Genomic DNA, 19,597 nt, shown 5'->3' with positions numbered 1-19,597 from the left:
ATGTGTTTACAGCCCACTCTAGAAAATGAACTGGTCCTACTGCGCCCCTTGCGGGTATCGGATTTTGAAGCGTTGTATAAAGTAGCTCAGGACCCTCAAATTTGGGCACTGCACCAAAATAAGGACAGGGGAGAACTAAACAACTTTTCTTCCTTTTTTAAAGATGCCATTACTTCCAACGGTGCCCTTGCCATTATAGATCGCACTACCCGCAACATCATAGGTAGTTCTAGGTTTAAGGTTCATCCTGAAGACAGTACAGCGGTTGAAATAGGTTGGACATTTTTAAGTCGTGCTTACTGGGGCGGCATTTACAATGCTTCATTCAAAAACCTTATGATTTCCTATGCATTCAGGCATTTTAACTATGTGGTCTTTAATGTGGATAAACACAGTTACAGGTCGCAAAAAGCAGTACAAAAAATAGGCGGTGAACTAATAAAGAAGAAGGGTAGTTTGGGGCATTTGCACACCAAGAAACCTACCGGACTTACCTTTATCTTACGTAAAACGGCACTTTGCTAAATGGAAAAAGAAATGGATACCGGTTACTCTAAAAATGATGGCCATTGGTGAAATTGGCTTCAAAAACATCGTAAATCCTCAAAAGGCACTTATCTTATCTTTTATAAAATAGACCGTGAATTGCTTAGTATGCACTGGGAAGAATCTGTACGTAAAGCACTTTGCTACGGATGGATTGATTGTACCGTAAAAGTTTGGGAGTTGGAATGCGGCTACAATACTTCTGCCCTAGAAAACCAAAAAGTATGTGGAGTAAAGTAAACAAAGACTACCTTCTAAAGCTAGAAGCGGCCGGTCTTATGTATGATAGCGGGCAGAAAGCTATCCATATAGCCAAAGAGAACGGTTCATGGACGGCACTTGATGACGTGGAGAAAGGCATCATACCAAATTACCTAAAACTGGCGTTTAAAGCTAATTCCACTACCTTCAAGAATTATCTAGGTTTTACAAAAGAACAACAGAAAAGCTACCTCTATTGCCTCAACCAAGCCAAACGTGAAGCAGCGCGGCAAAAGCGTATTGCTGAAATCATCTCACTTGGTGAACAAGGAACAAAGTACCATAACAACGGCTAATTCAACGCTTTCACCAACGGCATGATAGAATGTTCCGGTTGTTGGTCAATGCCTAGAATAGGAAACATCAACAGCAGCCGTGCAAGAAAGTCATGGTATAGTGCATGTATTTGATTGCCCACGGACTAACATCCAAAAGTTTTGGATGGACTACAATTTAATAAAAGGCCGTAAGGTTGAAGTTTTAAGACTTTTTGTTAAAATAAGCCGTTCATCTTTACAAAAACACGGAATTCAGGGTAGTGGATTGGGTTATCAACCAGTATATTGCAACAAAAAAAATATACCAATGAATAAAATAACCGCATACCCAATACTATTCGCCCTATTGATAACCCTAACCTTATCCGCACAGAATTTGGAAAATCTTATATCCAAAGCAGAAAAAGGGAATGCGCAGGCGCAATATGAGTTAGGCGTAAAATATATTGAGAAAGATGATGACATCTATTCTTACGAAAAGGGGTTTTTATGGATAGAAAAAAGTGCACTACAGGGACATGTGAAGGCCCAGATGTACTTGGCTCAAATCTATTACGAGAGCGGAACCCCAAGGGATTTGAACAGAGCGGTAAAATGGTTTGAGAAAGCGGCCCAGCAGGGAGATGCACAAGCACAGCACAATCTGTCCGTTTTTTATTATACAGGTGAAGGTGGTCTAGAAAAAAATCCAGAAAAGTTCTTTGAATGGAACCTAAAAAGTGCAGAAGGAGGCATACATGATTCGCAACACAATGCATTTAGGTGCTTTTATGAGGGTATTGTGGTCGAAAAAGATTGGGAGAAAGCCATGTACTGGTTAGATAAAAGCGTAGCTTCTGGCGGTGCCGATTATGCATTTGAACAGGCCATGTATCTGCTCAATGCCAAAGAGCGGGAAAAGAATACGGACAAAGTGATGTCCCTTTTAGAGCTATCTGCAACCAAAGGGAATCTGGACGCCCAATTTAACCTGGCAGTTGTCTACAATAATGGGCAACTGGTTGAACCAAATATGGATAAAGCGTTTTATTGGTTTGAAAAGGCAGCCGAACAAGGAAATCCGGAAGCCCAGCTGCAGGTAGCCCAATTTTATCATTTAGGCAATGTGGTGGACCGTGATATCAAAAAAGCACTTTCTTGGTATGAAAAAGCAGCCAATGCTGGGTCCTCACTCTCTCAATATTCTTTGGGTGTTACCTACGACAATGGGGATGGTGTGGAGCAGGATTTTGAAAAAGCCTTCTATTGGTACCATAAGGCCGCAAATCAGGGCTTTACCGATGCCCAGTTTGAGGTGGCCTCCTTGTATTACCAAGGTAAAGGCGTAAAAAAGGACTTAAATAAGGCGTTTACCTGGATGGAAAAGGCAGCACTCGGCAATGACAGGGTGGCACAGTACAATATGGGTTATTTCTATGAAACTGGAGAAGTTGTGGGGGTAGATATTGAAAAAGCCATCTCATGGTTTGAGAAAGCAGCAGAAAATGGTCACCCCAAGGCACCTTCAGAATTAAAAAGACTAAAAGCGGAAAAGCAATAGGCAACTGGGTAAAGTCTATTTATGGGTTCCTTTTTCCCTTAAAAGTGTTGAACATGCGTTGTACCCCACAGCAATATCTTTACACTACCTTGTTTTTACTGGCGCTTAAGAGCTATCTAAGTCTTACAAAAGGATAACGGAAACCCTATTTCTATTGGCTAAACCAAGTAAATTGTAAAGCAACACCCCAAAAAGCGTATTTCTGAAATCAGCTCACTTTATGAAGAAGGAATAAAGAACCGAAACTACGGTTAATTAACCTCTTTCATCAACTCCATGATAGACCGCTCCAATTGTTGGTCAATACCGGTATTGATAACGTCTGGCTCATTTTTAACCTGTATCATAGGTTCCGTTTGGTTATTTTCCATCCACTCTCCTGCTTTGTTCTTAGCACTTACCGGCACCACGCCCCAAACACCACCATTGGGCAAACGCTCCCAACCCGCAAAACTACAAGTCCCGGGCACTGGCATCCCCACGGTCTTGCCTATTTTTAAATCCGTATAACCACTGGCAAAACAATGCCCATCACTATACATGGATTCATTGAATATGGCCAATGTGGGTTTGGTCCATCTAGAGGTTGGCTCCCCTCCTACCTGCCGGTCTTCGGTTTCGTAAGTGATAAAAGGCTCTCCTGTAAAGAACATGGCCAAATCTGCGACCAAATCCCCTCCACCATTAAAGCGTGTGTCCACGATTACGGCCTCCTTATCTGCAAATTTACCCAGCATCTGCTCATAAATAGTTCGGTAAGGACCGTCGCTCATGCCAGGAATATGCACATACCCCAGTTTTCCCTTACTTTTTTCCGCTACCTCCTTTTCATTTTGTTTTACCCATCGTTTATAAAGCAACCTATTTTCATCTGATAGACTAATGGGCTTTACCCTAAGTTGTTGTCTTTTTTGGGTTTTGGGGTCCCGTACTTCCAGCAAGGTAAACGTACCAGCCAATCTGTTTAAATATTTAGCAGGGTCCGTATTGGCTAGAATTGGTTCGCCATTAATTTTCTCTATAATACTTCCTGCCTTGATATTTAAAGCCGCCTTATCCAAAGGGCCACCTTTAATAATTTCGGCAATTTTTAAGCCATCATCCTTATGGCTATAATCTATAAAAATCCCAAGGCTTGCCGTGGCATCGGCATTGGGAATAGTGGTGCCAAAACGGCCACCCGCATGGCTTACGTTGAGTTCACCCAATAATTCCGATACCATTTCAGCAAATTCGTAAGAGTTGCCCAAATGTGGGATGTATTTTTCATACTCTTTTTTGAGCATCTCCCAATCTTGACCATGGAAATTGGAGTGATAGAAAATAGCGTTGGTCCGTAACCAAATATGCTCAAACATATGCTGGCGTTCTGCATCGGTGTCCAACTGCATTTCGGACTTCATTTTTACCGGTTCTTTTGCGGCTTTGGCCAAATCTACCTTTGAGATGGAACCATCACTGAGTAAAAAGAGATCTTCTTGATCTTTATCCCATTGCAAGCTACCACTTCGCGCTCCCAATGAAATCAGCATCTTGGTCTTTTTAGTGCGTAGTTCTGTTTCCCATAGGTTCATGTTTTTCTCAAAACGTGCCAAATAATACAATTTTTCCCCATCCTTGGAAAGCACGGCATCTCCTAAATTTGAAGAATGTATGGTCAACCTTGCCTTGCGCTCATCCACAGCCTCCACGTCAAATATTAGGGGCTTTACCGTCTCTTTGTCTTCATCTTTCTTTTTCTTGTCCTTCTTCTTTTTATCCTTGGAAGCCTCATCCTCTTTTTTAGCATCCTTCTTTTCATCCATCAGCTTCATCAAGTCAAAATCTTCCTTACTCAAATTAAATTTATCCCAGCTTTCCTGATTCAAGAACATCGTGTACACATCGTTTTGGGTGCTGCCACTGGTCGCGTAACTCTTTAGGCCATCCCTGTTGCTAAACCATAGCAATTGCTTGCCTTCGTTGACCCATTTAGGATAATAATCATAATACCCACTCTGGGTGAGGTTCATTTTTTTATTTCCTTCTGCATCAACTAATAAAATCTCACCATTGCTAAGGGTTTTGCCCCATGAAACCACCAACCACTTACTGTCCGGACTCCATTTAAAATATTTATCCCCATCCCGCATGTGGTACAACTCGTCCGGGGTCAGCAAGGTTTTCTCCGTTTTGGTATCAAGGTTTAAAACCTTTAACGTTCTCCTATCTTCTATGTAGGCCAATTGTTTTCCATCAGGGGAAAACTCAGGTAGGTACGTATCCACATCCTTACTTAATACGGTTTCTTCCTTCAGCAGCGTGGCTGCAAAGAAGTACGGCTCTTCCTTTCTAACAATCGTGGTCTTATAGATTTGCCATCTTCCTTCACGCTCACTAGCATAGGCTACACCCTTACCATCGTGGGTAAAACGAACAAAACGTTCTTGTTCTGGGGTATTGGTAAGACGTTTGGTGAGTCCGCCCTCTATAGCAGTAACGAATACTTCTCCCCTAGCGATAAAGGCAATCTCTTTCCCGTTTGGTGAAATGGCCATTTCCCGAACTCCTGCGTTTATGGAGACAAATTTATCTGTGTTGGCACCGTCTTGGGTGCGAATTAAAACCGGAACCTTCTCTGGCTGGCCACCATCTTTTAAGGTGTACAGTTCCCCATCATAACTAAACGCCATAACACCATTACCATAGGATAAAAACCGAACTGGATGGGTTTTTAAATTGGTTAGTTGTTGGTTTTGGGATGGGGTGTCCAACGCAAACTTGTGTACATTAAAATTACCACTTTCCTCACTCAAATAGTACACTGTTTTTTCATCAGTTGATAAAACCGGATTTCTATCTTCCCCCTTGAATGACGTCAACATGGTATGTTTACCGGATGCGGTATCGTATTTCCAGACATCCCGGGTAATTGCAGATACATGATGCTTTCTAAACTCGTCTTCATAGCCCTTTTTATCATGATACAATAGAAAACCACCATCCTTTGAAGTCTGCACATCCTGCGCAGGAACGGTCAGTACTTGATTGACACTACCAGCCATAGGGGCAACAGCGTAAAGTTCCGGTTGGCTCCCCGTTGGATATTGCCGATGCTTTACCGCATCTTGACGGGTGGCACCAAAAAGAACCGTTCTGTTGTCATGTGAATAAGCATAAGGAATCTCATCCGTACTATGAAAAGTGAGCCTAGTGGCCGCCCCACCAAGGGCATCCATGGAAAAGATATCAAAGTTGCCATAGCGATCGGATGCAAAGGCAATACGTTGACCATCACGGCTCCATACTGCCTTATAATCGTGGGCATTATGAAAGGTAAGTTGGGTTGCTGTACCACCGGTGGCAGCTACCCGGAAAAGATTGCCTTTGTACGTAAAGACTATGGCTGCTCCATCAGGGGAAATTGACGGGTAACGCACCCATTGGGGCTTTGTTTGGGCTAAGGAAACAGAAGTTAAAACAAGGGTAAGGACTAAGAAAACACCTCTCATTGGATTGGAATTTGGTTTTATGGACGGAAGATAATAAAAGCACAACGGTTTTACGGCATTTTCACCACTGGCCTAATCTTTTGCATACATCTTATAATACACCAAAGAAGCCAAAGCGCCTACGGCAGAAAAGGCAGTTAACATCCAAAACACATATTGATGTCCCTGTTCCCCCGGATAGGTATCCAACAAGTATCCATAAGCGGTACCGGCAAAAATATCTGGGGTATACCCCACCAATGAAATAAGTCCAACAGCGGTTCCGGTCCATACCAATGGTATTTTTCCCTCCCGCATTACCCCAAAATAAAGTGCTCTGGAGGCATACACCCCCAATGCCACAAGTATAACGGAGATAAAAAAGAGGATGGTAGTGTTGGGTCCTATCACCCCTGAGGCAAAAAAGATGCCGCCAAAAACACATAAAATTAGACTTAGCAACAACCAAAACGTAATTTTAAAACGGTCTACCAACAATCCTACGAGGATGCCCGTTGCGGGTCTTAAGAATTGTAGAAAGGTCCCAACACGGGCCGCCGCCACTTGATCGTACAACATGACCTCATTAGCGTACTGGGAGACGATATCCGTGATTTTATATCCTACATAGGCACAAAGAATAATCACCATCAATAACCAAACGGAAGGCAATCTGAGCACCGCCTTAATGTCAGAGATTGATATTTTCTCAAGTAGGATTTCTTTTTCATCAGTTCCGGCTTTCATAAATAACCAAACTAACGCGCCGATCAGCACGATAATAACAGCACTGGCATAGAGCACATAAGTGAATGCAAATTGACGCTTAACCAAAGACGTTTCTGCTACGGCGTCCCCTAAAAAAAGTGAAAAGACAAATATTCCCAAAAGTCCAAATAAAAACCCGGTTAGCCCACGTCCCCCATCCAATAAACCAAATGCTTTGCCTTGCGCTTTGTCTCCGCCCCAAACCCTTGTGGCCTTTATCATGGGTGCCCAAAACAAAAATATAGTGGTAAATCCCCAATAGCCATAAAGAAACTGTAAGGTACCAACAGAGGGTAAAGATGCGAATACTAATCCCCCTGCAGCCGTCATCCAAAGCGCCACCGCTATCAATTTTCTAGGAGGAAATTTATCTGCCAAAGGCCCTCCCAGAAGATAGGAAGGCACGGCCACAATACCGTAAACGGTAAAACAGAGTCCTAAGTCCACATTATCCAAGCCAAACACCTCTAGAACCGTTGGTCTAAATATTCTTGGCAGTACAAACGGTAAAATAAATACCGCTTCGCCAGACAATATTAAAAGTAATAAATAATACCAGCTTGGTTGTTTCATTAAAACCCTTTAAATACAACTAATTAAATGGCCATATCGCACTATTGAAAATATACGGGACACCTTGAAAATAAATTCTGGTTATGGCAGGCAATCATGCCCATAAAACGCTATCATGGCTTTCACATCCCTTTTCCCAATACGGTCCTCCTCAATTGCTGTTACCCATTTTTGACAATCGGCAAAGTAGGCAGACACCCTTTTTTTTATCCCTTTGTTGCCTAGCCCGTAAATATACCCAATGTTATAGGCATAATCATCGCCAGACTTTTTAGCATAGCTTTTTTGGTAATTACTGGTTGATTGTACTATAAACTCTCCACCTGCATTGCCGGAATATCTGGTTTCAAAAGTTTCGTACAGGGCAATACATTGTCCGCTATAGACGACTTGACCGAATTTTAATTTGATTTTGTTGGACTTGCTTTCTTTTTTAGTTGAAATCACTACAAAATAATGTGTTTTGGAACCTTTAAAAATTACCAAATGGGTAAAGTCCCTTAACCCATACTTTTCCTTGTTCTTATAGCCTACGACTCTAAAAGGTGTTACCCCATATTTAGGCAGCCTAAGTTTATAACGTCCTTCTTTCTGTTCACCATTTTTTAATATTAAGACGCATTTTCTCCTGTACTGACAAGGTATGGAATGCCAGGAAAAAAAGGGGTATAACGGTGATAAACTTCATACTTAGCTGTTGGAACTGTGACTTGTCAATTAGGGTATTTAAAAATGCTGCCAATGCTAAATACCACCCTTTTGAACTTAGGTGATTTTAATAAGAAATAGGGTGAACTCCAGAAAAAATAATATTGGGATAGGCTCATTAAAAAAAGATTTCATATCGTTTAATTTAGGACCAATAGAGGATTTAACATTATCTTTACATTCTTAATAAAAATCAATTTTGGTCTAGCGTGTTCCCGTTGCCTGTTGGTTTTCGCCAAAATCATGTCAAAATTACCCAAGGAAAATCGGTTTATCGATTTATCGGATTACGGCAGACCCGTTGCCAGTGTTATTGCAAATGCCCTAAAAAACACCGTTTTTACTCCCATACACCTTACCCTACTTTTTGTGGTCAGCGGGCTTATTGCCGTGTATTGCATCCTTATGGAACAATATTGGGCCACTGCATTTTTCTTGGTCCTAAAATCTATTTTAGACGCGGCGGACGGTGAGTTGGCAAGACTCAAAAAAACCCCGTCCTATACCGGAAGGTATTTGGATAGTATTTCAGATATTTTACTGAATTTGTTGATTTTAGTGACCATTTGGTACTGCACCAAGGGTTCGTTTGTGTTTACGGTGCTTGCATTTTTAGGGCTACAACTCCAAGGCACGCTGTACAATTACTACTACGTGATTTTAAGGAACAGGCACAATGGCGATACTACCAGTAGGATTTTTGAAAACGATACCCCTATTGCGCTTAAGGGGGAAAAACAGCGTCATGTCAATATTTTATTCGGTATTTACCAATTGCTGTACGGCGTTTTTGATAAGATTATTTATCGCTTGGACCGCTCAGCGGTAAAGAGCACTAAATTGCCCAAATGGTTAATGACAGCAGTATCCACGTTTGGTCTGGGTTTTCAATTATTATTGATAGGGTTAATGCTAGCGCTTGGTTTTAAAGAGTTTGTCATTCCGTTTTTTATAGGCTATTCCGCCCTAATCTTTGTTTTTATTGCTATCCGCAGATATATTAATTAGTCAATTTCCTAGCTTAGCTTCCTTATGTAAAGTTTGAGAGTATGCGTCTTTTTCTCCTTTTACCATGTTTATTATGTTTGATGGGCTGTCCAAAACAGCCGGATGATTACAGTCTGGTGATACAAAACGCCAAGATTATAGCTATTACAACAGGGGAAATTGCAAAAGGTGACATTTATATACAACATGGGAGAATTGTGGAAATTTCCATTCCGCCAAAGAATTCAAATAAGTATTCCGCTACCCAAACCATAGACGCAAAAGGAGCCTATGCCTTGCCTGGTTTCTGGGATAACCATGTGCACTTTAGGGGTGGTGATTCCCTAATTGCAGACAATAAAAACTTACTAAAACTATTTATCGCCAATGGCATTACAACGGTTAGGGACGCTGGCGGGGACTTGACACCAGCAGTCATGCAATGGAAACAAAGCATTGAAGAAGGGGAATTACTTGGTCCCACCATATTTACCTCCGGCCCAAAAATTGACGGACCCAATGCCACTTGGGCGGGCTCTTTGGCGGTGCAGAACAATACGGATATTAAGAATGCGCTAGATTCCCTGGCAATCATTCCGGTAGATTTTGTGAAATTATATGATAGTAGCATTAGTGCAACGGCCTATCTGCAAACCATTGCCCAAGCAGAACAACGGCATTGGGTAACCTCTGGCCATATGCCGTTCACAGTTGCATTGGATGATGCCATTGATGCCGGTTTGGATGGGGTGGAACATTTGTACTACATTCTAAAAGGCTGCTCCTACCGGGAGGCTGAAATCACCAAAAAATTACAAGTGGGACAAATGGGGTTTTGGGAAGCGTTACCGGCCTTACAAGAGTCTTATGACCCAAATGTCGCCGCAAAAACATTTGAGAAAATGAAAGCAAACAACGTTTACTCCATACCAACATTGCACATTGGCAAAATGTTAAGTTATTTGGACGAAGTGGACCATAGCAATGACACCTATTTAAAATACATGGGGCCTAACATCATCAAAACCTATGACGGCAGAATCAACCGTGTTAAAAATGCCACACCGGAGGCCCTTCAAAATCGAAAGGATTTGGACCAGTTTTTTGGGAAGCTGGCCAAAAGCTTATCGGACGCGGGCGTCCCCATGCTCGCAGGCTCTGATAGTGGGGCTTTTAATTCTTATACCTACCCAGGCATCTCACTCCATAAAGAATTGGAAACCATGGTAGCGGTTGGCATCCAACCTTTAAAAGCGCTCCAATATTCCGCTTATGGCGGTGCCAAGTTTCTAAGAAAGGACAAGGATTACGGTGAACTTTCCACAGGGAAAATAGCCGATATCGTCCTTATTGGAGGCAATCCGCTCATGGATATCACACAGACCCAAAACATTCAATTCGTAGTAAAGGGCGACCGCTTTCTTACCAAGAAAGATCTCCACAAGCTTTTAGCATCTGCCATGCACACTAAATAAGACGACTATTGTGTATTCTGCCGTATGTCGTTATTTTTGATGGAACTCAAAAACGTTTCCTGCTATGAAAACCATCAGACTTACCTGGGCCACTTTGCTTTTAAGTGCCGTATCAGCCCTAAGTTCTTTGCTTATGGCCCAAGAGGCCAAGGATATCATTGGCATTTGGATGCCTAGTGAGGGTACCTCTTACATCAGAATATTTAAAGAAAAGGGGAAGGAAAAATACCATGGTAAAATAGTGTGGTTAAAAGAACCTAATGACGAATCTGGAAACCCAAAAACCGACCCTGATGGCAAACCTATCTTGAATATGATCAACCTCAAAAATTTTGTATTCGAGGATAAAGAGTGGGTAGATGGCACCATCTATGACCCCAAATCTGGGAACACTTATTATTGTACCATTGAAATGGCTGATGGCAATAAGCTTGAAGTCCGTGGCTCGTTAGATCCGTTTGGACTTGTGGGCAGGACGGACACCTGGGTGAGGATGAAAACCAAATAAACAATACGCATGACAAAGTTATTTTTTGTGTTCGTTTTGATATTTTTTGGTTTAAGCACCACCATCTCAGCGCAGGATGAACCTATTATTGAAGAGGAAGAGGGTGAAGAGGTAATAGATTTTTCTAATTTGGTGCAAACTACCGAAAACAAGGCCTATTGCTCTTCAAAGATTGTGGGGCAATTGCCCGTAAAACTGTTCTCTATTGGTTATGATTATCAGGCCGGCCATCCTTTTGAACCTGGAAGCTTTAGCCCTTCTGGCAGCGCAGCTCCAAATGATATTGAAAATACAAGGGGATTACGCCTAGGCATCAACTATCCCGTGATATCCAAAAATAGCTTTGTGCTCAATCTAGGTTTCAACTATATGGAAAGCAACTATGTGTTTTCCAACGCAGCAACTGGCATGGATAATCCACTCACCCAGGCCTTGGATAACAACGGATTGCGTAGTACAGGATTTACGGCAACCGCATTTAAGCCCATAAATAGTAGGAAATTTCTAATCTTTCAGTTTGGTGCCACTTTAAATGGGGATTATACCTTCAGCGATTTTCAACCCATACGCTACACGCGCTATAGCGGGGCGGCTATTTATGGCATCAAGCCCAACGACAGAAAAATGTGGGGTTTTGGTGTGAGCAGGACTTATTTGGGCGGTTCCCTTAATTACCTGCCCGTATATTATATGTTGTACACGGCACCTAGCAAAAAATGGGGTCTAGAGCTATTGTTGCCCGCTAGGTTCAACTACAGAAGAAACATAAATGCTAAAAATATGCTATTGGCAGGTTGGGAAATTGAAGGAAACACCTATCGCATCCAAAACGATGAAAACCAATACAATCTCCCTTTTAATGACATTGAACTGAGACGTTCCGAACTTAGGCTTAGGCTGGCATGGGAACATGCCTTAAGCCCTCAATTTTGGTTTAATGTCCAAGCAGGCTATCGGTATAATTGGTCGTTTGATGCTGACCGGGGGGACTTCTTCCGTCCCTTTGTGGACGACACTCCTTTCTTGGCCGAAAACATCCTGGGAAATACCGCTTATGTCAATTTTTCCATAAGTTGGGTAAGTCCTTAGTAAGAACTATTGGAAGTTAACTAGCTTTTTTAAAGATACTAAGCCTGTTGTATAGTTTGATATGGGCAAACAACCAAATGTTAGCTTGAGTGGTTTTTAGGAACGAAAAATAGTATCGAAAACGGTTTGTTAAACTATATTTTTGTTGTCAGTACGGAACTTGCTAAAAGTAAACACCTAAGAATATTCCTTTTATTTGCCCCATGGATTACCAAGAAGAAAATTACTGGACAGAACGCTATACAAACGGTAATACAGGCTGGGACATCGGCTATGCCTCCACCCCACTTAAAACCTATATTGACCAACTTGGGGACAAGTCGTTGAAAATTTTGATTCCTGGGGCGGGAAACGCCTATGAAGCGGCCTATTTATGGAAAAAAGGGTTCCACAATATTTTCATTTTGGACATCTCCGCGGTGCCACTTGCCGATTTTCTTCGCTTACATCCCAATTTCCCAAAATACCAACTACTACAGGAAGATTTTTTTAAACATAGTGGGCAATATGACCTTATTTTGGAACAGACCTTTTTTTGCTCTTTTGTGCCCACGGAGAAACAACGTTATGCCTATGCTAAAAAAATGGCAGAACTTTTAAGTCCCTCCGGAAAATTGGTTGGGGTCTGGTTTGATATTCCATTGACCGGTGATATGGAAAAACGACCTTTTGGGGGCAATAAGGAATTATACAAACGTTATCTTGGTAAATACCTGGAGGTAGTGCGTTTAGAACCTTGCCATAACTCCATACTCCAAAGGCAGGGCAAGGAATTGTTTGGCATCTTCCAACACCAACAATAGCGTTACCTGTCACAATGCAAAGAATTCCAAACAGCAATGTAAAACGTACATGTTGCAGAAGGTGAAACCAATTAAATCATAGGTCCCTGGCAAAATGCACCGCTATTGGTATTGGGCCAAAAACCTTTGGTGTTAAGGCATGGGGGCTTAGCACAGTATAACGTGCCCATCCCCCAACAGATGTTAGCAAGACGTGGTCTAGATATTGATGCCCAACCATGGGTAACAAACAAACTTTCTTATCTTTAACCCACTAACAGCTCAACAAACCAAACAAATGAAAAAAGTCTTCTTTGCGGTGATGCTTTTGGCATCCAACGTGTTATTTTCCCAAGAATTTCATATGGACCTTGTACAAGATCTTAAGCCCAGAAACATTGGTCCAGGTGGGATGAGCGGTCGTGTTACCGCTATTGACGTGGTTAATGACAATCCAGACGTCATGTATGTGGGAACCGCTTCTGGCGGGCTTTGGAAATCTACTTCTGGAGGCATTAAGTGGGAACCTATTTTTGACAAAGAGGTAACGGCATCCATTGGCGCGGTGGCCATACAACAATCCAATCCTTCAGTGATTTGGGTAGGAACAGGTGAAGGCAACCCCAGAAACAGCCTTAACGGCGGGTATGGGGTATATAAATCACTGGACGGCGGCAAAAGCTGGAAAGCCATGGGTCTGGAAAAGACCCGCCATATCCATAGGGTGCTCATTGACCCAACAGACCCAAACATCGTTTATGTGGGAGCCATTGGATCACCTTGGGGCGAGCATCCAGAGCGTGGGGTATTTAAAACCATTGATGGTGGTAAAACCTGGAAAAAAATTCTATTTGCCAACAACAAAACTGGGGTTGCGGATATGGTCATGGACCCCAGTAATCCCAATAAGATCATTGTTGCCCTATGGGAGCACAAACGCGATCCTTGGTTCTTTAATTCTGGCGGTGAGGGTAGCGGACTATTTATGACGCATGATGGTGGGGAGCATTGGAAAGAGATTACGGAAGATGATGGCCTGCCCAAAGGGAATCTAGGACGTATTGGAATTGCGATAGCCAAAAACAAACCTAACATTGTCTACGCCCTGGTGGAAGCCAAAAAGAACGCATTGTATAAATCTGAGGATGGCGGTTTTAAATGGAAAAAAATCAATGATAAAAAGGATATTGGCAATCGCCCCTTTTATTATTCGGACATCTATGTGGACCCTGAAAATGAGAATAGGGTCTTTAGTGTATTTACCTATGTAAACGTTTCCGAAGATGGTGGCAAGAACTTTACGGAATTAATGCCGGCTTATGGGGTGGACAACGGGGTACACCCAGACCACCACGCTTGGTGGATACATCCTGACAACGGACAGTTTATGATGGATGGCAATGATGGCGGATTAAATATTACCAAAGACGGTGGTAAAAGTTGGCGCTTTGTGGGGAATATTCCCGTGGCACAATTTTACCACATTAATGTGGATAATGAATACCCTTATAACGTGTACGGCGGCATGCAGGATAATGGCTCTTGGAGGGGTCCTGCCTATGTTTGGCGAGCACAAGGCATTAGAAATGATTACTGGCAAGAAATTAGTTTTGGTGACGGGTTTGATGTTGTCCCTGATTTGGACGATAGTCGGTACGGATACTCCATGAGCCAACAAGGGTCCGTTTCCAGATATGACTGGATGACGGGGAATAATTACACCGTAAAACCTACACCCCCAGATGCAAATACCAAACTCCGTTTTAACTGGAATGCCGCCATTGGGCAAGACCCATTTGACCGCAGCACTGTTTATTTTGGAAGTCAATTTGTCCATAAGTCCACCGATAAAGGACTTACTTGGAAAGTTATTTCACCGGACCTTACCACCAACGACCCTCAAAAACAGAAACAGAGTGAAAGTGGTGGTCTCACCATGGACGCCACTGGAGCGGAAAACCACTGTACCCTTTTGGTTATTGAACCCTCCGCCGTTGAAAAGGATATGTTATGGGTGGCCAGTGATGACGGCCGCGTTCACTATACCCAAAATGGCGGTGCCAGTTGGGTAGAAGTTACCCAAAACATTAAGGGCCTGCCCAAAGGCAGCTGGATTCCCCAAATAAAGGCCTCCAAAAACAATAAGGGAGAAGCTTTACTGGTGGCCAATGACTACCGCAGGTTCAATTATACCCCATATGCCTACCGTACCAAAGACTATGGAAAAACATGGACGCGGATAGTAGACAGCGGGGACGTGGAAAGCTATGTTCTTGCCATTGTTGAAGACGACCTCAACCCAAATTTGATGTTCTTGGGCACGGATGACGGTCTATACCTGTCTCTAAATGCTGGCTCCACATGGCAAAAATGGACCGAAGGCTACCCCACCGTTTCCACGAAGGATTTGGTGATCCATCCAAGGGAGCATGATTTGGTGATTGGTACCTTTGGCCGCGCCGCTTGGGTGTTGGATGATATTCGTCCGCTACGTGCCCTGGCTGCGGATGCCTCCATACTCGGGAAAGACATCGCCCTGTTTGACAGTCCAACGGGTTATCAGGCTGCATATCAACAAGCAACGGGAAGTCGTTTTGGTGCGGATGCCATTTACAACGGGGACAACAGAAAACGAGGTGCCATGATCACCTATTACCTAAAAGAGGGTAAAAAGAACGCGGAAAAGGACAAAAAAGCCAATGGCAATGAAGACAAAGAAGACTTGGCAACACACAATGGGGTGCAGAAAAAAGACAGCATACAGTTCGATTTTTATGAGGGGGAAAGGTTGATACGGACCTTAAAACTGAAAACTCCCGAAAAGGCCGGATTCCATAGAATATATTGGGATATGGATGAAAAAGGACCAGACCGGCCTTCTAGAACCCTACCAAAAAACAAACGCGAACGTGGTGGCGTCTCGGTAAAACCGGGAACCTACACCCTCAAAGCACGCTTTGGAAATGTAGTGGACCAGACTTCCATTACCGTTAAAAGTGATCCGAGACTAGACGTAAGTGCTACGGCAATCAACCAAGTGTACCAACATGCAAAGCAAATGGAAGCACTGACCCAAACGGCGGCAGATGCCGTTACCCAATTGGTAGAAAGCAAGATGGTGGCGGAAGAATACACCAAGCAACTCAAAACGTTGGATAAGGATAAGTTCAAAGCACAGATTGAAGCTTCCAAGGACATTTCGAAAGCCATAGATACCGTTATTGCCCTATACTTAGGAAAGGAGGATAAAAGGCAAGGAATTACCCGAAATCCAGAAATGACGGTCATGAACCGCATTAGAACGGCAAGTTACTATGTGGCTACCCGTAAGACTGGGATTACCCAAACAGAAAAAGATTTGATACGGTACGCCAAGGATGAATTGGCAACAGCATTGGAGCGCACCAATACTTTTTTTAGCGAACAATGGAAACCCTATCGTTCTAGTATGGAGGCATTGGACCTTTCACCTTTTAAAACCACCAAAACCTTTGCTATAGAATAAAAGATGATCAAGCTTGCCCGCCATCATGCCTTTTTGGGTGTGCTTAAAAGGCAAAGACCATATCAAGACCTGTAGAAAACCACAGGGAAGTTGTTAAAGATAGCCAAGCAATTCACACCATCAGTACAAAAACAAACCTGTAAAAATCACATGAAAAGATTAGGTATCCTATTTCTTTTAATTTCCATGAGCCTGAGCGCACAAAATCCCGCTGAGGAAGAAAACGGAATCTGGTACATGTATTTTGGCATGAACCGAATCTCAGACAAATTAAGTATTCATACGGAGGCGCAATTCCGATATTATGAAACCTCTGCCAATTTTAACCAACTGCTACTTAGGACCGGGCTTAATTATCATATTAACCCAAATGCCATAGCCACCATGGGGTACGCCTATATTGATACCGACCCAACTTTTGGGGAGTTTGATGTCATGGCCAATGATATTCTTGTTCGGAACAATACCCTTTTAGAGCATCGTATTTTTGAGCAGTTTATCTTAACGGATAAGGTTGGAGAGTTCCTTTTTGAGCATAGGTATCGGTTAGAACAACGCTTTTTTGAAAATAGGGATTTTAACACTAAGGAAACCCAGCACCGCGCTAGATACCGATTGCAAGTAATGCTACCCTTAACGGATACGTTTTTTATGAATTTCTACAATGAGGTTTTTCTGAACCTTCAAGGCAATACCTTTGACCAAAATAGGCTCTATGGGGCTTTGGGCGTGCGTATTACGGAAAACAGTAGCCTACAGCTAGGGTATCTTAAAAATCATTTTGCAGACCGAGTGGTGGATCGGTTCCAGATAGGTCTCTTCTATAATCCCGACTTAAGGGGAAAATAAGCGGTAATGCACACAGAAAAAATAAGTTTCGAGAATACGGAAGGAGAGTTATTGGTTGGTAGGCTAGAATTTCCCATCGGAAAAGCCCCACACAACTACGTCTTGTTTGCACATTGCTTCACCTGTACCAAGAATTTATCGGCTGTAAAAAATATCAGTAGGGCACTAACTGCGGAAGGTTTTGCCGTTTTACGGTTCGATTTTACCGGCTTGGGAGAAAGTGAGGGAGACTTTGCGGATACCAATTTTTCCGGTAATGTTGAAGATTTGGTGGCAGCGGCCAACTATCTTAAAAAACACCATAGTGCGCCATCGCTTATCATTGGTCATTCCTTAGGTGGGGCCGCCGTTATATTTGCCGCTTCGCAGATACCTTCGGTACAGGCCGTGGCCACCATTGGGGCTCCATCAAACCCAAAACATGTGAAGCATTTGTTCAAAAGCAGTTTAGAAGAAATTACGGCAAAAGGCATTGCTAGGGTTGATCTTGGGGGAAGGGAGTTTACCATAAAAAAACAATTTATAGAAGACCTGGAAAGCAAATCATTGCAAGAAACTGTAAAAGAGCTGCGGAAGTCCTTACTGATCTTGCACTCCCCACAAGACAATACGGTAAGCATCAAAAACGCAGAAGAAATTTATAAGGCCGCCCACCATCCCAAAAGTTTTGTGTCCTTGGATGGGGCAGATCACCTACTTTTAAGCAAAGTGGATTCCACTTATGTTGGTAAGGTGGTATCCGGTTGGGCACAGCGCTACGTTCCTAAAGAGAACAATACTCCGCTAGAGAGCAAGCATGACGTAGTGGCAGGTCTGGACGCTGATGCCGGCTTTACTACGCGTATGAAGGTCGGGAACCACCAGATGATTGCGGACGAACCCAAAAGTTTTGGAGGTATGGACTATGGTCCTTCCCCTTATGAACTGGTATCCGCTGGTCTCTCTGCCTGTACAGCAATGACCATTCAAATGTATGCAAAGCAAAAAGGTTGGCAAGTAAATAGTGTTCGTGTGCACACCTCCTATAGCAGGTCACACGCAAAAGACTGCGAAAATTGTGAAAAACATAACGCAAAAATAGACACCTTCCATAGGGAAATTAGATTTGAAGGACAACTAGACCAAAACCAGATTGATCGTCTCTTACAAATTGCGGATAAATGCCCCGTGCATAAAACATTGCACAATAAGGCCCAGGTAATCACTAAGTTGTTGACCTAAAGCCGCATCGGTAAAATATCAAAATACTTGATTTCCAGTTCAATCAGCTTTTCACGTAACTTAAGTAAAGCTTGCAGATATTCCGCATTTCTAAGCTGCCCCTGCTCGTTCAATACTTTTAATTCCCGATAGCGACGGCTATAGATTTTGCGCCATTTACAATAAGAGGCGAACTCTAGGTATTTAGTTGGTTGATACATCAACATCATGGTTTGTGTTTAAGAAACAGCAATTAAACGAAAGGGGGAATTTCGTTTACTTTAAACGAATTTTTACCGTTTATCGTATTTTATTATCTTTTAAACGATGTTTTAGCCATAAGTATTCTTCCTTGTTTGATAAGGTTGATATCTTTTTGGACTGAAGCAAAAATTGAACAATTGATGTCCTGATAAAGGCTTTTTTTGGACTGGGCAGCAGTGCTACGGAGTAAAAAAAGACAAAAGATGGGTGCCATGCTGCCATTGTTTAGCTAATATGAAAAAGTATAAAACACTTCTACCTATAACTCACAATCCCTACATATGCTTCAAAGTCCCATTTTTGAAATTACCCTTAGTGGGGATATTTACGCCTTAAAACTACCCATAAAACCAATTAGGCCATTTTTAGAACAGAAACTAAACCGGGTAAGGGTTATGGCAACGTATAAAACCAACACCCTTAGCTTTCATGGCGCCATCCAAAAAAGGAAAGGAGGATATGTTATGATGTTCGGTAAACGCTATCAAAAAGAACTCGGTATTTCGACGAATGAAGTGCTCCAAGTCCAATTTTTTGAAGATACATCAACATACGGGGTGGAACTGCCAGAGGAGTTTGAAGCTGTAATGTTCACCGATGATGTGGCGCATCAAATATTTGAATCATTGACCAAAGGAACACAGCGTGGTCTTATTTATACCATTTTACGGATTAAAAAGAGTGAAACCCGAATAGAAAAGACCCTTTTGCTTTGTGAAAACCTAAATAGAGGCATTCGCGAATCTAAACAATTGTTTCAACGCTAATAAATTCTTAATAAATTTCCTACAAGG

16 protein-coding genes are annotated in these 19,597 nt (G+C 42.5%); 12 read left to right on the top strand and 4 right to left on the bottom strand.

The window, feature by feature from the left end; genetic code table 11:
- The 3 genes from I595_RS00220 to I595_RS00210 all read left to right on the top strand — a co-directional run bounded on the left by I595_RS00220 (position 1) and on the right by I595_RS00210 (position 2,625).
- Positions 1-525, top strand: coding sequence for a GNAT family N-acetyltransferase (locus I595_RS00220; protein ID WP_054557381.1), 525 nt, complete (start codon positions 1-3; stop codon positions 523-525).
- A gap of 245 nt (positions 526-770) precedes the next feature.
- On the top strand, positions 771-1,103 hold the full coding sequence (locus tag I595_RS00215) for a YdeI/OmpD-associated family protein (RefSeq protein WP_245628195.1): 333 nt from the start codon (positions 771-773) through the stop codon (positions 1,101-1,103).
- Positions 1,104-1,392: 289 nt separating this feature from the next.
- Positions 1,393-2,625: a tetratricopeptide repeat protein gene (locus tag I595_RS00210; protein ID WP_172675890.1), complete on the top strand. Its 1,233-nt coding sequence runs from the start codon at positions 1,393-1,395 to the stop codon at positions 2,623-2,625.
- A 251-nt stretch (positions 2,626-2,876) separates the two neighbouring features.
- On the opposite strand, the gene I595_RS00205 is transcribed toward I595_RS00210, so the two are convergent.
- The 3 genes from I595_RS00205 to I595_RS00195 all read right to left on the bottom strand — a co-directional run bounded on the left by I595_RS00205 (position 2,877) and on the right by I595_RS00195 (position 7,883).
- Complete coding sequence (locus I595_RS00205) at positions 2,877-6,116, bottom strand: S41 family peptidase (RefSeq protein WP_054557379.1); 3,240 nt, start codon at positions 6,114-6,116, stop codon at positions 2,877-2,879.
- A gap of 72 nt (positions 6,117-6,188) precedes the next feature.
- Positions 6,189-7,436, bottom strand: coding sequence for an MFS transporter (locus I595_RS00200; protein ID WP_054557378.1), 1,248 nt, complete (start codon positions 7,434-7,436; stop codon positions 6,189-6,191).
- A gap of 81 nt (positions 7,437-7,517) precedes the next feature.
- Entirely contained in the window at positions 7,518-7,883 is a 366-nt protein-coding gene (locus tag I595_RS00195; protein ID WP_157449600.1) for a hypothetical protein, read from the bottom strand.
- 504 nt (positions 7,884-8,387) lie between these two features.
- On the opposite strand from I595_RS00195, the gene I595_RS00190 reads away from it, so the two are divergent.
- From I595_RS00190 to I595_RS00155, 8 genes are all read left to right on the top strand, one after another.
- Entirely contained in the window at positions 8,388-9,152 is a 765-nt protein-coding gene (locus tag I595_RS00190) for a CDP-alcohol phosphatidyltransferase family protein (RefSeq protein WP_054557987.1), read from the top strand.
- Positions 9,153-9,232: 80 nt separating this feature from the next.
- Entirely contained in the window at positions 9,233-10,606 is a 1,374-nt protein-coding gene (locus tag I595_RS00185; RefSeq protein ID WP_245628194.1) for an amidohydrolase family protein, read from the top strand.
- Between the two features lie 64 nt (positions 10,607-10,670).
- Entirely contained in the window at positions 10,671-11,114 is a 444-nt protein-coding gene (locus tag I595_RS00180) for a DUF2147 domain-containing protein (protein WP_054557375.1), read from the top strand.
- A 9-nt stretch (positions 11,115-11,123) separates the two neighbouring features.
- Positions 11,124-12,203: a hypothetical protein gene (locus I595_RS00175; protein ID WP_157449599.1), complete on the top strand. Its 1,080-nt coding sequence runs from the start codon at positions 11,124-11,126 to the stop codon at positions 12,201-12,203.
- Between the two features lie 203 nt (positions 12,204-12,406).
- Positions 12,407-13,006, top strand: coding sequence for a class I SAM-dependent methyltransferase (locus tag I595_RS00170; RefSeq protein WP_054557373.1), 600 nt, complete (start codon positions 12,407-12,409; stop codon positions 13,004-13,006).
- Between the two features lie 277 nt (positions 13,007-13,283).
- Positions 13,284-16,490 (top strand): VPS10 domain-containing protein, encoded by a 3,207-nt coding sequence (locus I595_RS00165; protein WP_054557372.1) that lies wholly within the window; start codon positions 13,284-13,286, stop codon positions 16,488-16,490.
- Positions 16,491-16,640: 150 nt separating this feature from the next.
- Positions 16,641-17,339, top strand: a complete 699-nt coding sequence (locus tag I595_RS00160) for a DUF2490 domain-containing protein (RefSeq protein ID WP_054557371.1) — start codon at positions 16,641-16,643, stop codon at positions 17,337-17,339.
- 6 nt (positions 17,340-17,345) lie between these two features.
- Positions 17,346-18,560, top strand: coding sequence for a bifunctional alpha/beta hydrolase/OsmC family protein (locus I595_RS00155; protein WP_054557370.1), 1,215 nt, complete (start codon positions 17,346-17,348; stop codon positions 18,558-18,560).
- Here I595_RS00155 and I595_RS00150 read toward each other — a convergent pair.
- On the bottom strand, positions 18,557-18,760 hold the full coding sequence (locus I595_RS00150; RefSeq protein ID WP_157449598.1) for a hypothetical protein: 204 nt from the start codon (positions 18,758-18,760) through the stop codon (positions 18,557-18,559). The genes I595_RS00155 and I595_RS00150 overlap by 4 nt on opposite strands.
- 438 nt (positions 18,761-19,198) lie before the next feature.
- Here I595_RS00150 and I595_RS00145 point away from each other — a divergent pair, with 438 nt between their 5' ends.
- Positions 19,199-19,570, top strand: a complete 372-nt coding sequence (locus I595_RS00145) for a YdeI/OmpD-associated family protein (RefSeq protein WP_172675889.1) — start codon at positions 19,199-19,201, stop codon at positions 19,568-19,570.
- Positions 19,571-19,597 lie beyond the last annotated feature (27 nt).

The sequence above is a fragment of the Croceitalea dokdonensis DOKDO 023 genome (assembly GCF_001306415.1).
Classification (GTDB): domain Bacteria; phylum Bacteroidota; class Bacteroidia; order Flavobacteriales; family Flavobacteriaceae; genus Croceitalea; species Croceitalea dokdonensis.
This window is presented reverse-complemented; position numbering and strand designations above follow the sequence as displayed.